Genomic DNA, 14,906 nt, shown 5'->3' on the forward strand with positions numbered 1-14,906 from the left:
TGATGGCCCTTTTTTATTTATATAATTGATCTTAAAGCTTCTTCTTAACGGCAACCTCCTGGAATGCTTCCACAATATCGTTTTCCTGGATGTCGTTGTAGTTCTTGATCTGCAGACCACAATCGTAGCCTTTAGATACTTCCTTAACATCGTCCTTGAATCGCTTCAGGGAGGTCAGTGTACCGGTATAAATGACAACACCGTCACGGATCAGCCTGATGTTGGACGAACGGTAAATCTTACCACTGGTCACCATACATCCTGCAATAGTACCCACCTTAGAGATCTTGAAGGTTTCACGGATCTCGGCAGTACCGGTGATCTCTTCCTTCATCTCCGGAGACAGCATACCTTCCATCGCATCTTTCAGGTCGTTGATGGCATCGTATATAATAGAGTACATCCTGATGTCTATCTCTTCCTTATCAGCAATATCACGGGCATTACCCATCGGTCTTACGTTAAACCCTATCACCACAGCGTCTGATGCCGAAGCAAGCAGTACGTCAGATTCCGTGATCGCACCAACACCTTTGTGAATGATGTTCACCTGAATCTCATCTGTAGACAGTTTCTGGAAGGAATCGGTCAGTGCTTCAACAGAACCATCCACATCACCTTTCAGGATAATGTTAAGCTCTTTAAAGTCGCCCAGTGCAATTCGCCTTCCGATCTCATCCAATGTGATATGACGTTGTGTTCTGACGGATTGTTCACGCTGTAGCTGGGCTCTCTTAGCCGCAATCTGCTTCGCTTCTTTCTCATCTTCCATAACGTTGAACTTGTCACCCGCCTGTGGCGCACCATCCAGCCCGAGGATAGAGATAGGAGTAGATGGCCCGGCCTTCTTCACGGAATTTCCGCGTTCGTCCTGCATAGCCTTGATCTTACCACTGCAAGTTCCGGCAAGGACGTAATCCCCGATAGAAAGTGTTCCGGCCTGAACCAGGATGGTAGACACGTAACCACGCCCTTTGTCCAGGAATGCCTCCACTACTGTACCACTGGCCAGCCTGTCCGGGTTGGCTTTCAGGTCCAGCATTTCAGCCTCAAGTAAGACTTTCTCCAATAATTCTTTAACGCCGGTCCCCATCTTAGCAGAGATATCGTGCGATTGTATCTTTCCACCCCAGTCCTCTACGAGGAGGTTCATCTGGGCAAGTCCTTCCTTGATCTTGTCAGGATTAGCTGCCGGGCGGTCAATTTTGTTTATAGCGAAGATCATCGGCACACCCGCTGCCTGCGCGTGACTGATAGCCTCCTTGGTCTGTGGCATGATGTCGTCATCCGCAGCGATCACTACGATCGCGATATCGGTAACCTGTGCACCACGAGCACGCATGGCGGTAAATGCCTCGTGACCGGGAGTATCCAGGAAGGTAATCTTATTTCCGTTCTCCAGGCTTACACCATAGGCCCCGATGTGCTGGGTGATTCCCCCGCTCTCGCCGGCGATCACATTTTCTTTACGCACATAATCCAGTAAAGAAGTTTTACCGTGGTCTACGTGACCCATAACCGTAACGATCGGAGCTCTTGGCTTCAGGTCTTCAGGATTATCTACAACTTCTTCAAAAGACTCTTCAAGTTCTGCAGTGACGAATTCTACTTCGTACCCGAACTCGTCGGCTACGATAGACAGTGTTTCCGCATCAAGTCGCTGGTTCATGGTTACCATGATTCCCAATGACATACAGGCTGAGATGATATCCGTGGTAGACACGTTCATCATGGTAGCAACTTCTCCTACGGTAACAAACTCGGTTACCTTCAGAGTTTTGCTTTCCAATTCTTGCTGCTCCAGGTCGCGCTCTGTCTGCTGGCGGTGCTGGTCTCGTTTGTCCCTACGGTACTTAGCCCCTTTACCACGCTTGGATTTACCTTGCAGTTTCTCCAGGGTTTCCCGTACTTGCTTTTGTACTTCCTCCTCGGTAGGCTCTACCTTAGGAGCAGAAGAGAATCGCTGTCCACGCTTCGCCCCTGGTTTACCTCTTCCGGCACCGGGTGCATTGCTGCTGACAATTCTTCTTCGTCTTTTCTTTTTATCTCCGGAATCGCTTCCTTTAGCTTCTTCCTTCTTCTTCTTTGGTTTCTTAAACTGCGAGAGGTCGATCTTATCCTTGATGTTAGGTCCGGATAATTTCTGGTAGTTGGTTTTAATGGTATCAGAGTCGGCCGATTTTTCAGCAACTTCTTCCTTCTTAGCAGGCTCTTCTTTGGCAGCAGCAGGCTTTTCTTCTGCCTTAGGCGCTTCCTCCTTCTTTTCCTCTACCTTCTCCTCAACTTTAGGAGCTTCTACCGCTTCCGGCTTCTTCTCTTCAACAGCTTTTTCTTCAACCTTGGGAGCTTCCTCTACTTTCGGGGCTTCCTCGGCTTTAGGAGCTTCTTCAGCCTTAGGAGCCTCCTCTTTCTCTTTCGGAGCTTCTTTCTTCCCGAGATTATCCAGGTCTATTTTCCCAACGGTTTTGGGACCTGAAAGTTCGGCTTTGGCGGATACCACCTCTTTTTCGGCGGCGCGCTTCTCCCTCGCAAGTCGTTTTTCCTCTTGCTCCTGTTCCATCTGAAGCCTCAGGGCTTCCTTCTCCTTACGCTTTTCTTCACCAACCTCCTTAGATGCAACTTTCTTGCTCATATCGGTCTGGAACTCATCTAGGAGAACCTGATATACATCATTGGAGATCTTAGTGGTAGGGCGTGCTTCGACCTGGTGTCCTTTAGACGCCAAATAATCGACTGCCCTATCCAGTGATATGTTAAGTTCTCGCAAGACTTTATTCAGCCTTATTGTTGCATTTCCTGCCATATAATCTATTTACCTCTCTTTAAATACGCTGCTAATATAGAGCTTAATCTTCAAATTCCTCTTTCAGGATACGCATCACATCTGAAATAGTCTCCTCTTCCAGATCCGTCCTTTTTACGAGGTCTTCGATGTCCTGCTCCAGGACACTACGCGCTGTATCCAGCCCGATTTTCTTAAATTCTTCTATTACCCAGCTATCGATCTCATCGGAGAATTCGGTCAATTCCACATCCTCTTCAACACCTTCACGGAAGACGTCGATCTCGTAACCGGTCAACTGGCCTGCCAGTCGTATATTATGACCTCCCCTACCAATAGCCTTGGACACTTCCTCCGGCCTCAGGTAAACCTGGGCAGTCATTTTTTCGTCGTTCAATTTGACGGTAGACACTCGTGCCGGGCTTAAAGCCCTGGTCACCATCAACTGTGGATTACTCGTCCAGTTGATAACGTCTATATTCTCATTTCCAAGTTCACGGACAATTCCGTGGATACGGGAACCTTTCATTCCCACGCATGCTCCAACGGGGTCTATCCTGTCATCATAAGAATCTACAGCCACTTTGGCCTTCTCTCCCGGGATCCTCACGGCTTTTTTAATGGTGATCAAACCGTCAAAAACTTCAGGGATCTCCTGGTGGAATAATTGCTCCAGGAACAATGGAGAAGTCCTGGACATGATGATCATAGGCTTATTGCCTTTCAGCTCCACGCTTTCAATGATTCCCCTTACATTATCCCCTTTCCTGAAGAAATCCGAAGGGATCTGCTTATCCTTAGGTAAGATGATCTCGTTTCCTTCATCATCTAAAAGGATGATCGCCTTGTGGCGGATATGGTGTACTTCTGCCGTATAAATCTCTCCTTCAAGATCTTTAAACTGCTTGTAGATCGTCGTGTTATCGTGTTCGTGGATCTTAGAAATCAGGTTCTGGCGCAATGCCAGGATGGCCCTACGTCCAAGATCGATCAGCTTCACTTCTTCGGAAACATCTTCACCAACCTCAAAATCTGGTTCAATCTTACGGGCATCGGTCAGGGATATCTGCTCGTTAGGCTCCTCTACTTCACCGTCCTCTACCACTACGCGATTTCTCCAGATCTCCAAATCCCCTTTGTCCGGGTTGATGATAATATCAAAGTTATCGTCCGAGCCAAATTTCTTCTTCAACGCATTTCTGAATACATCTTCCAAAATTGCCATCAGCGTTACCCTGTCTATGAATTTATCATCCTTAAATTCGGAGAAAGATTCGATCAACGCAATATTTTCCATTTTGATCTACAATTAAAATATTAACTTAACTTTTGCTTCTTCGATATCTGAAAAAGGAACCTCCTGTTTCTTTTCTACCGTTACTTTTCCTTTACCCACGGGCTTTGGCTCCCTGGCTTTCCACTCCAGGGTGATGGCCTCTTCCGAAACAGCGGTAAGCGTTCCTTCTATAGCATCCCCCGCGGTTTTAACCTGCAGTTTGCGCCCGATATTTTTGGGGTATTGCCTTTGATGAACCAGCGGGGCCGTGGCTCCGGCCGATGTCACTTCTAAGGCAAAATCCTGCTCTTCCCTGTCCAGGGAAAACTCGATCGCCCTACTCACCATCATACAGTCTTCCAGGTTGATCCCTTCATCCCCGTCCAGCACGATCCTGATCTGGTTATCCGTTCCCACGTACATATCGATAAGGAAGATGGAAGGATTTTCTTCCAGCACCTTATCCAGCAATGTGGTCACTTTTTCTTTCAACATAGTCCTAATTCTTCAATGCTGTCCCCGGGCTACTGTAGTCCGGGTCGTCCCCGGCTGTCCGCCAGCGATGCCCCGGGACAATGATTAAATACCCTTAATAAAAGAGGGGACAAATTGTCCCCTCATGAATACTTTGATATCCTTTCAGTGCCGCAAATATACAAATTAATTTTGATTCCAACTCCGTAGTTTTCTCTGCCTGAACACCATCATCATAAAGGGCTTGTAAATTTACAAAGAATAGGATGATCTGCATATCTGCATGTGCCTCAAAATTGTATGAGCAGCACACTTTTATCACCAAAAAAAATCCCGGACCAAAACTGGACCGGGATTCGTGAAGGTTCTCTGTTGGCCTACTAGGACTCGAACCTAGAACGACTGGACCAAAACCAGCTGTGTTGCCAATTACACCATAGGCCAGAAATACCTAAGCGGGTGCAAATTTAAAACAATCTTTGTTATGCGCAAATTAATTTAAATACAATCACACAAAAATTTCATGACCCACTCCTAAAGGATTGATAAAAAGGACTGCCCATATTTATTTAAATTAGTAAATTCGCCCCCATCGGTAAACTTCGAATTGCATGTTTTCAAAGAACTTCGAAAAATGGGACACCATCCTGGGATGGGTCGTTTTCTTTTTAGCACTTATCACTTACGGTATCACGGTAGAACCCACGGGAAGTTTCTGGGATGCAGGTGAGTATATTGCCACATCGGCCAAATTGCAGGTAGGACACCCGCCAGGGGCCCCGCTGTTACAGATGATCGGCGCTTTCTTTGCCATGTTTGCCCCCAATGCCAACGAAGTGGCGCGAATGGTGAACTACGTCTCCAGCGTTTCCAGTGCATTCACCATCTTATTCATGTTCTGGACCATCACCAACCTTTGCCGAAAACTCATTATAAAGGAAGGAGAACTCACCAATAATAAGGCCATGGCCGTGTTGGGAAGTGGCTTGGTCGGATCTCTTGCCTTTACTTTTTCAGATAGCTTCTGGTTCAACGCTGTAGAAACCGAGGTGTACGCGATGGCCAGTTTTATCATGGCCTTGCTCCTCTGGATGGGTCTTAAATGGGTGGATAACCTGGATGATGCCAGGGGAAACCGCTGGCTGATCCTGATCTCCTTCGTCGTCGGGCTCACTTTCGGAATTCAGTTTATGGGATTCCTGGTCATTCCAACTATAGGTTTACTCTACTATTTTAAAAAATATCCAACGGTCACCGCCAAGAATTTCCTGGTTGCCAATGTACTCGTAGTGGTTATCCTGATGCTGGTCTATAAATTTTCCCTCACCTACGTTCTGAAACTATTTGGTTGGGGAGAGGTATTCTTTATCAACAGTATTGGCCTACCCTTTAATTCGGGCACCATCATTATAGGTTTACTGTTTGCCGCTGCTTTTTATTTTGGCCTGCGCTATACCAGGAAGAACAACTACCTTTTTGCCAACACCCTTGTACTTTGCGCACTGTTCATTTTCCTGGGGTTTTCCTCCTGGTTAATGCTCCCTATTCGCGCTAATGCCAACGTTCTTATCAATGAGAATAACCCGGCAGATGCACGGGCACTGCTGGCCTACTACAACCGGGAACAGTACCCCGGGGTAGACAGCCCGGTCTACGGCACTTACTATTCCAATGCCTTTGCCCCTCCCGGGGAAGACAAGGATGAAAAGCCGAAGTACGAAAAAGACGAAGCCCTCGGTAAATATGTGATCACGAACAACTATAAAGGGGCGCTGCAGGGACCTAACGAGGATCATGTGGGGGTGCTGCCCAGGCTGTGGAGTGAGCAGCATGCGGAAAACTATATGAAATATTTTGGCGCACTGGACTTCCGTATGACTACCTCTAACGAGGAACTTCGCAGGGCTGTAAACCAGTTGAAAGCGGGCTATGCCAACGGTGAGATCGACGAGGAACAGTATATCGGGTTCCTGAGGCAGTTCAATGAATATATAGAGGTAGAACCTCCATCGGTCTGGGATAATATCGAATACATGTTCCAGTTCCAATTTGGCTATATGTACTGGAGGTACTTTATGTGGAACTTTGTCGGGAAGTCTGATGACCTGCAGGGCCGGTACAACGGCAACGGGGAGTGGCTCAGCGGGATTAATTTTATCGACAGTATCAGGCTGGGAAGCCAGGATAACCTGCCACAGGATGTGCGGGATAATAAGGGAAGGAACACCTATTTCTTCCTTCCGCTTATCCTCGGACTGATCGGACTTGTGTTCCAGGTCAGCAGGAATCCCAAGCAGTTCTGGGCCCTGTTCATCTTCTTCCTCTTTACAGGGCTGGCCATACAGTTTTACACCAATCCTTATATCTTTCAGCCCAGGGAAAGGGATTATTCCCTTGTAGGTTCATTTTACGTATTTGCCCTATGGATAGGCCTGGGAGTTTACGGTTTGTTTGACGAGTTCAGGAAGCGACTGAACCCCAAGATCCTGGCTCCGGCTATCACCCTGGTTTGCCTGCTGGCGGTTCCTACCGTAATGGCCTACCAGAACTGGGACGATCATGACCGCTCTAATCGCTATACCGCCGAGGCCAGTGCAAAAGCATACCTGTCTTCCTGCCAGGAAGATGCGGGAGCCATGATATTTACCATTGGCGACAATGATACCTTCCCGCTCTGGTACGTCCAGGAGATAGAAGGTTTCAGGACCGATGTCCGCGTTATCTGTACCAGTTTATTCGCTACAGACTGGTACGTGGACCAGATGAAACGAAAGGCTTACGAGAGTGACCCTATTCCATCCCAGTTAACCCATGATCTCTATCGTTACGGGAACAGGGATGTCATCTATTACCAGGGCATTACTGAGAATCGATGGGATGTAAAAGATTTCATCAACTGGGTGGGAAGCGACAAACCACAGACCAAATTCCGGTATATACTGGAGAAACAGGGAGCAGACCTCAGCGCTTATTCTGAAAACACCCTGAACCTGGTCTACTACCCCACAAATAAGATCCGTATCCCGGTGAATAAAGAGAATGTCCTTAAAAGCGGACTGGTCAAAGCCGAGGATGCAGACCTTATCGTCGATTATATCGATATAGACCTGCCGCAGGCATTGCCTAAGAACCGTATCATGATGCTCGATATCCTGGCAAATAACGACTGGAAGCGACCACTGTATTTCTCCGGCGGGAGCTTTGACAAGGCAGAATATATCTGGATGAAGGATTACCTGCAACTGGATGGACTTGCCTACAAATTGGTGCCGATCAAGACCCAGAACAGGAGTCCTTTTGAGATGGGCCGCATAGATTCGGAACTGATGTATGACATAGTTACCAACTGGGATTGGGGGAACATGGGTAGTGATAAGATCTACCACGATCCCCAGACCAGGACCCAGGGACTATCTTTCCGCAGTAACCTGGCACGACTTATGGAGCAACTTATCGACGAGAACAAGATAGATAAGGCAAAAGATATTATTGAACTGGCCATGACCAATATGCCGGTGAAATATTACGGGTTCTATACCTTCGTTGAACCTTTTGTGGACGGATACTATAAGGTCGGGGAAGCGAGAAAGGCAAGAGAGCTATTCACCCAACTGAAAAACATCTACCAGGACAAATTGGATTATTACGCATCACTGCCTCTGGATGAACAATATGACCAGATTGAAGAGATCATTTCAGATATGGAAGGTTATCGTCGGAATATTGACATACTGATCGCCAATGATGACCGGGCGTTGGTTGAAAAAGAGACGATGATCTTCAATGAACAGATAGACCAATTCAGTCATTTTTACAAGGAAGACCTTCTTGAAGAAGCTGATGTTCCTGCAGACCTGGACCCTGAAGAGATCGTAGATTCGATGCCCGTTCAGGACACCACCGCAAGGGATAACACCGAAGCGGTCACTACCCCGGACACCACCTTGACAAGAGAAATCATCGATTAAATAAAAAGTCCCCGGTTGGGGACTTTTTTTATACGTGTTGTTTTCCTGAAAGCTAGATATATTCGTTCAGGATTCCTATGAGGGTGTTTGCATCCTGCTCTCCACTCTGCCGCCATACCATTTCCCCGTTTTTATAGATCATAAGGGTTGGTAAGCCTTTTATTCTCAGGGCCTGTGACAGCTCTTTATTTTTATCAACATCTATCTTGATCACTTTCCCTTTATCGCCCAGGGCTGCGGCCACATCGCGCAATACGGGATGCATGGAGGTAGACTGTTCGTTCCACTCGGCATAGAAATCCAGCAAGACTGGTATGTTCAGATCTATTAGTTCACCGAATTTAGACATATGCGGATCTTTAGGTTATTAACCAAATGTAGTAAAAATTAACAAAAACAAGATCTCAGCCCATATTTTGTTAAAACCTCCGCAAGCAGGCCTTAGGCTACCCCTTTCTTCTTCAGGGTGATCACGGTGATCTCTGGCCATATCCCTACCCTGCCGGGATACCCCAGGAAACCAAAGCCACGGTTTACGTTGATGAACTGCCCCAGCTCCTCGTAAATCCCGGCCCAGTACTTATATCGCCACTTCACAGGACTCCATTTTACAAGACCCGGGATCTCTATTCCAAACTGCATACCATGGGTATGCCCACTCAGTGTCAGATGGTAATGCAGCTCGTCCTTGATCACTATATCTTCCCAGTGTGACGGATCGTGACTGAGCAATATCTTGAAATCATCCTTGCCCACTCTACTGGCTGCCTTTTCCAGGTCCCCGGCTTTTTTAAAACCTCCTCTACCCCAGTTTTCCACACCGATAAGAGCCAGCCGGTCGTTCCCTTTTTGCAGGTATCGACTTTCATTAAGAAGCAAATCAAAGCCCATATCCCGCTGCAATTTTTTCAGCGATTCCAGGTTTTCGCTTTTCTCTTCTTCAGTATCCCAGTCCACATAATCACCATAATCATGATTCCCGAGAACCGAGTACTTTCCATCCTTGGCTGAAAGGCCCGAAAAAAGATCGGCCCATGGATACATCTCTTCGGCCTTGTTGTTCACCATGTCCCCGGTAAAGAAGATAACATCACTTTGCTGCTGGTTAATCAGGTTCACCGCGTATTCTATCTTTTTACGATTATCAAAACTACCGCTATGGATGTCTGATATCTGGGTAATCTGGTAGCCATCAAAGGCATCGGGCAGATCATCGTACTCCAGGTTGTATTTCAAGACCTTAAAGTTGTACTTACCCCTGTACATCCCGTACAACAAAGCACTGAATGGGAGCGCTGCAATTCCCAATGCCACCAGGCTCAGGAAACGCCTGCGGGAAGGCAGGCTGAATTCTTTAGAATCACCGGACAATTTATAATAGGCCCCACTTAACAAGCGGATCAGGTCTTCAGATGCCAGGAAAAGTATAGTGATCAGTTTAAAGGCTAACATTGCCATCAGGAAGCCAAAAGCGTAACTTTTGGGTTTGCTCAGGACTCGACCATCGGCCTCAGCTAAGGTGAATTGGTAAATGAAATTTCCCAATACCAGGAGGGAAATCGCAATAAACACGTAATAAACCCAAGGGTAGCGGGTTGCCGTTTTAAGCGCCTGTAATGCATAAAAGCTGAGGACAGCATAAACGACAACAAAAATAATCCATCTAAGCATAGGGGTGTTTTCTGCAAATATATTTCTTTAACAAGGGTTTAGCAGGTCCATTAACAATTTATTTAACGCTATGAACCACAGTCGAAATGATCTCGGGATCACTTTCTAATATATAGGCATCCCCAATCATAGAGGGAGAGATCATACTCACCGGGGGTGAGCTATTTAAACGCTTTTGCTGCCTTACCCCGGATAGATGCAATGCCTGGAAGCCCAGCGATTTTAATTGTCGAGCCTCCTCGTCCCGTACGCCCCCGCCGGGCATGACCATGACTCCGGGAAGCCTGTTTTTTAACTGCTGTAACAATTCTATCCCGTCCATCGCTTTGCTTTTTTGCCCCGAGCTCAATAAGCAATCAACTCCCATAGTATCGAGTGCTTCGGCAGCTGCCATAGGATCTGGCACCCAATCAAAAGCCCGGTGAAAAGTAAAAGACATTCCCTCTGCGTACTGAATGAGCCTGGCTGTACGCAGCCGGTCTACAGAGCCGTCTTTTAAAAGTATACCGGAGACGATACCCGCCACACCCAATGTTTTACAAACCTCTATATCGGCGAGCATGGCCTCGTACTCCAGTGCTGAGTATGTAAAATCCCCGGAACGGGGCCTGATCAATACATGAACAGGAATTTTAAGTGCTTCTACAGCGGTCTTTATAAAACCATAAGACGGAGTTATCCCGCCTACTCCAAGCTCAGAACAGAGTTCAACCCTATCTGCCCCGGAGTGTTCGGCATTCAGGGCAGAACGGAGAGAATTGGCACAAACTTCTACGATCATATTACCTATATTTAGAGACTAATGTAAACATCAACCACCAATGCAAAGAAGAAAATTCCTTAAAAATTCTACCCTGGGAACCGCAGGGATCCTGAGTGCTCCACTTATAGCATCACAAGCGTCGCCAAACCCGGCTTCGCACTCCTTAACACAGCAGGAAACCACGCCCGTTGTCCTGGCTACATGGGATGTGGCAAATGCCACTTCCCGTGCCTGGGAAGTTCTGCAGGAAGGCGCATCTTCCCTCGACGCTGTTGAACAAGGAGTTATGATCGAAGAAGCCGATGAAAGCAACCAGACTGTCGGCAAGGGTGGAAGACCGGACCGGGACGGGCAGGTCACCCTGGATGCCTGCATCATGGACCAGGATGGGAACTGCGGATCCGTAGTATACCTTAGGAATATTGTACACGCAGTTTCCGTGGCCCGCAAAGTAATGGAAGAAACCCCACATGTTATGCTGGCAGGAGACGGGGCGGAAAAATTCGCCTATGAACACGGATTCCCTAAAGAAGACCTGCTTACCCAACAATCCAGGAATGAATGGGAAGAATGGAAGAAAACTTCACAGTACAAACCAATCATCAATATTGAAAACCACGACACCATCGGGATGCTCGCCATTGACCGGCAAGGAAATATTTCAGGAGCCTGTACCACCAGCGGGATGGCCTATAAAGTTGCCGGCCGAATCGGCGACTCCCCCATTATCGGGGCCGGTTTATTCGTCGATAACGAGGTGGGCGGGGCTACAGCCACCGGTGTGGGCGAAGAAGTGGTGAGGACCGTAGGCAGCTTCCTGATCGTTGAACTGATGCGACAGGGAAAAAGCCCTCAGGAAGCCTGTGAAATAGCTGTGAAACGCATCGTAGAGAAGAACCCTGATTACGAGGAATTCCAGGTCGGTTTTATCGCGCTCAACAAGAAAGGGGAAACCGGTGGGTACTGTATACAACCGGGCTTTAGCTACCGCACCTATTCCGGCGAAGGGCACCTCCTTACTCCTGCTGCAAGCTATATTACCAAATGATTCCTTCTCCGTAGCGGCAGAAGTTCGTAAATTTGAACTCTTTCTAGCAAACTTACAATGGCAGACCAAAAACGACTCTTTTTACTCGATGCATACGCATTGATTTTCCGCGGCTACTACGCCCTGATCAAAAACCCAAGGATCAATTCCAAAGGCATGGATACCTCGGCTATTATGGGATTCATGAATTCCCTCTTTGATGTCATAAAACGGGAAAAGCCGGATCACCTTGCCGTGTGTTTTGATAAGGATGGGAGTGCAGAGCGAACCGAATTATTTCCTGAATACAAAGCTAACCGCGATGAGACCCCGGATGCCATCCGGATTGCTGTGCCTTATATACAGAAAATTCTTAAGGCTATGCATATTCCTTGTGTGGAGGTATCGGGCCTGGAAGCAGACGATATCATAGGAACCCTGGCTAAGCAGGCAGAAAAAGAAGGCTACAAAGTTTTTATGGTGACCCCTGACAAAGATTTTGGTCAGCTGGTATCTGAAAACATATTCATGTACCGCCCTGCCAGGATGGGGAACGGTATCGAGATCTGGGGCATCCCGGAAGTTCAGAAACGCTTTGGAGTAGAAAGGCCGGAGCAGGTGATCGACTACCTGGGGATGATGGGAGATGCCAGTGATAATATACCAGGACTTCCCGGGGTTGGCGATAAGACCGCGAAAAAATTTATCACCCAATTCGGATCCATGGAAGAGCTATTGGAAAATACAGATCAGCTGAAAGGCAAGATGAAAGAGCGGGTGGAAGAGAATGCCGAACTGGGACGCTTATCTAAACAATTAGCCACCATCTGCATCACTTGCGACGTTACTTTTGACGCCACAGATTACGAACTTTCCATGCCTGATAGCGAGAAGGTGCAGGAGTTGTTCGAAGAACTGGAGTTCCGTAGACTGAAAGACCAATTCTTAAAGATTTTCAGCGGTGAAGCAGAAGATAAGCAGGCACAGGTAAGCAGTACCCCAACCGCCAAAGAACAGGCCAGGGAAGCAGGGAGCGGTCAATTTTCCCTCTTTGGAGGAGAGGGTGAATCTCCAGCTACCTTGAAAGAAATTTCGGGCCGGAAGACCCTGAAAGATGTACCTCACTCCTACCAGAGCGTGGCCCCCGGAATGGCTATGAAGCTCTTTCTTCAGAACCTGTTGAAGCAGCAAAGCGTTTGTTTTGACACTGAGACCACTTCCCTGAATCCCCTGGAGGCAGAACTGGTGGGTATTGCCTTTTGCTGGGAGGCAGGCAAAGGATTCTATGTACCCTTACCGGAGGACCAAGAACAGACCGGGGCCATCCTGGAAGAACTCAGGCCATTTTTCGAGTCTGATCTCATTGAAAAGATAGGACAGAACCTAAAATACGACATTAAAGTCCTGGACCGTTACGGGATGGATGTCAAGGGTCCGCTTTTTGACACTATGCTGGCACACTACCTCATCAACCCGGACATGAGGCACAATATGGATGTACTGGCCGAAACCTACCTGAATTATACCCCGGTCCCGATTTCTGACCTGATCGGTAAAAAAGGAAAGAACCAGTTGAGTATGAGGGATGTTCCGCTGGATGCCCAGACAGAATACGCTGTAGAGGATGCCGATGTCACCTTCCAATTAGCTCAGTTCTTCCGTCCCGAGCTAAAAGAGGCCAATACAGAAGAACTTTTTCAGAAAATAGAAGTACCGCTGCTGAGGGTTCTTGCAGATATGGAGCTCGAGGGTATCAGGCTGGATAAAGATTTCCTGAATTCCCTGACCGAGGAACTGAATTCCGATATCGAAAAACTGGAAAAACAGATCTATAAAGAAGCCGGTACCGAATTCAATATTTCGTCTCCCAAGCAGTTGGGTGAAATCCTCTTTGACCAGATGAAGCTGGTAGCTAAACCAAAGAAAACCAGGACCGGCCAATATTCCACTGCAGAGGATGTACTTTCCATCCTGGCCAAAGACCACCAGATCATCAGGGATGTATTGGAGTACAGGGGGCTTAGCAAACTTAAAAGCACTTATGTAGAAGCCCTGCCCGAACAGGTGCAGCAAAGTACCGGAAGGGTTCATACGGATTATATGCAAACAGTTGCAGCGACGGGTCGGCTCAGCAGTAACAACCCTAACCTGCAGAACATCCCCATCCGTACAGAACGCGGAAGGCAGGTACGAAAAGCATTCGTCCCCAGGAACGAAGATTATATTTTACTCGCGGCAGATTACTCCCAGATAGAACTCCGGGTGATTGCTTCTTTAAGTGAAGAATCTAACATGATCGAGGCCTTTAAAAAAGGAGAGGACATTCACGCAGCAACGGCTGCCCGGGTATTTGATGTCCCCCTGGAGGAGGTCACCCGTGAACAACGGGGCAACGCTAAAACCGTCAATTTCGGTATTATATACGGGGTTTCTGCTTTTGGATTGAGCAACCAGACCGACTTGTCCAGGACAGAGGCCAAGGAGTTGATAGACACCTATTACAAAACCTATCCTAAATTACGGAATTACATCAGCGAGCAGATCGACTTTGCCCGGGAGCATGGATATGTGCAGACCGTACTGGGCAGGCGCCGATACCTTAAAGATATCAACGGGAGTAATGCCGTTGTGAGGGGCGCAGCAGAACGAAATGCCGTGAATGCCCCTATCCAAGGGAGTGCAGCTGATATCATCAAGGTGGCGATGATCAATATTCACAAAAAACTGGAAACCGGGGATTATAAGACCAAGATGCTGCTGCAGGTGCATGATGAATTAGTCTTTGATGTCTATAAACCCGAATTGGAGCGCGTAAGCGAAATGATAAGGTCAGAGATGGAATCGGCATTCAGCCTGGATGTACCATTAGTGGTTGATATAGGAACGGGGGAAAACTGGCTGGAGGCTCACTAGTCTCCTTTATAGCCAGATGATCATAGAAAAAG

Annotated in this window: 9 protein-coding genes and 1 tRNA gene; 3 read left to right on the forward strand and 7 right to left on the reverse strand. The window is 47.5% G+C overall.

Going from position 1 to position 14,906, the window contains the following annotated elements; translation table 11 throughout:
• Positions 1-31: 31 nt before the first annotated feature.
• The 4 genes from infB to PP178_RS01395 form a co-directional block, all read right to left on the reverse strand.
• On the reverse strand, positions 32-2,803 hold the full coding sequence (gene infB / locus PP178_RS01380) for a translation initiation factor IF-2 (RefSeq protein WP_272592516.1): 2,772 nt from the start codon (positions 2,801-2,803) through the stop codon (positions 32-34).
• Positions 2,804-2,846: 43 nt separating this feature from the next.
• A complete protein-coding gene (gene nusA / locus PP178_RS01385; RefSeq protein ID WP_272592517.1) occupies positions 2,847-4,079 on the reverse strand; it encodes a transcription termination factor NusA in 1,233 nt (410 codons plus the stop codon).
• A gap of 12 nt (positions 4,080-4,091) precedes the next feature.
• On the reverse strand, positions 4,092-4,553 hold the full coding sequence (rimP, locus tag PP178_RS01390) for a ribosome assembly cofactor RimP (RefSeq protein ID WP_272592518.1): 462 nt from the start codon (positions 4,551-4,553) through the stop codon (positions 4,092-4,094).
• Positions 4,554-4,904: 351 nt separating this feature from the next.
• Positions 4,905-4,976: transfer RNA gene (locus tag PP178_RS01395), tRNA-Gln, on the reverse strand.
• 167 nt (positions 4,977-5,143) lie between these two features.
• Here PP178_RS01395 and PP178_RS01400 point away from each other — a divergent pair.
• Positions 5,144-8,500: a glycosyltransferase family 117 protein gene (locus PP178_RS01400; protein ID WP_272592519.1), complete on the forward strand. Its 3,357-nt coding sequence runs from the start codon at positions 5,144-5,146 to the stop codon at positions 8,498-8,500.
• A gap of 52 nt (positions 8,501-8,552) precedes the next feature.
• Here PP178_RS01400 and PP178_RS01405 read toward each other — a convergent pair whose 3' ends face one another.
• The 3 genes from PP178_RS01405 to PP178_RS01415 all read right to left on the reverse strand — a co-directional run bounded on the left by PP178_RS01405 (position 8,553) and on the right by PP178_RS01415 (position 10,952).
• Positions 8,553-8,849 carry a thioredoxin family protein gene (locus tag PP178_RS01405; RefSeq protein WP_272592520.1) on the reverse strand — a complete coding sequence of 99 codons (297 nt, stop codon included), beginning with the start codon at positions 8,847-8,849 and terminating at the stop codon, positions 8,553-8,555.
• 92 nt (positions 8,850-8,941) lie between these two features.
• Positions 8,942-10,171, reverse strand: a complete 1,230-nt coding sequence (locus tag PP178_RS01410) for a metallophosphoesterase (RefSeq protein ID WP_272592521.1) — start codon at positions 10,169-10,171, stop codon at positions 8,942-8,944.
• 58 nt (positions 10,172-10,229) lie between these two features.
• Complete coding sequence (locus PP178_RS01415) at positions 10,230-10,952, reverse strand: copper homeostasis protein CutC (RefSeq protein ID WP_272592522.1); 723 nt, start codon at positions 10,950-10,952, stop codon at positions 10,230-10,232.
• Positions 10,953-10,992: 40 nt separating this feature from the next.
• Between PP178_RS01415 and PP178_RS01420 the strand changes: the two genes are divergently transcribed.
• Together PP178_RS01420 and polA are read left to right on the forward strand one after the other, a co-directional pair.
• Positions 10,993-11,982 carry an isoaspartyl peptidase/L-asparaginase family protein gene (locus PP178_RS01420; RefSeq protein WP_272592523.1) on the forward strand — a complete coding sequence of 330 codons (990 nt, stop codon included), beginning with the start codon at positions 10,993-10,995 and terminating at the stop codon, positions 11,980-11,982.
• Between the two features lie 57 nt (positions 11,983-12,039).
• Entirely contained in the window at positions 12,040-14,874 is a 2,835-nt protein-coding gene (gene polA, locus PP178_RS01425; protein WP_272592524.1) for a DNA polymerase I, read from the forward strand.
• Positions 14,875-14,906: the final 32 nt, after the last annotated feature.

The sequence above is a fragment of the Zeaxanthinibacter sp. PT1 genome (genome assembly GCF_028464225.1).
Classification (GTDB): Bacteria; Bacteroidota; Bacteroidia; order Flavobacteriales; family Flavobacteriaceae; genus Zeaxanthinibacter.

Bases quoted from the DNA above. Each gene is read 5' to 3' on its own strand.
- infB (WP_272592516.1), bottom strand. From the start codon at position 2,803: ATGGCAGGAAATGCAACAATAAGGCTGAATAAAGTCTTGCGAGAACTT.
- nusA (WP_272592517.1), bottom strand. From the start codon at position 4,079: ATGGAAAATATTGCGTTGATCGAATCTTTCTCCGAATTTAAGGATGAT.
- rimP (WP_272592518.1), bottom strand. From the start codon at position 4,553: ATGTTGAAAGAAAAAGTGACCACATTGCTGGATAAGGTGCTGGAAGAA.
- PP178_RS01400 (WP_272592519.1), top strand. From the start codon at position 5,144: ATGTTTTCAAAGAACTTCGAAAAATGGGACACCATCCTGGGATGGGTC.
- PP178_RS01405 (WP_272592520.1), bottom strand. From the start codon at position 8,849: ATGTCTAAATTCGGTGAACTAATAGATCTGAACATACCAGTCTTGCTG.
- PP178_RS01410 (WP_272592521.1), bottom strand. From the start codon at position 10,171: ATGCTTAGATGGATTATTTTTGTTGTCGTTTATGCTGTCCTCAGCTTT.
- PP178_RS01415 (WP_272592522.1), bottom strand. From the start codon at position 10,952: ATGATCGTAGAAGTTTGTGCCAATTCTCTCCGTTCTGCCCTGAATGCC.
- PP178_RS01420 (WP_272592523.1), top strand. From the start codon at position 10,993: ATGCAAAGAAGAAAATTCCTTAAAAATTCTACCCTGGGAACCGCAGGG.
- polA (WP_272592524.1), top strand. From the start codon at position 12,040: ATGGCAGACCAAAAACGACTCTTTTTACTCGATGCATACGCATTGATT.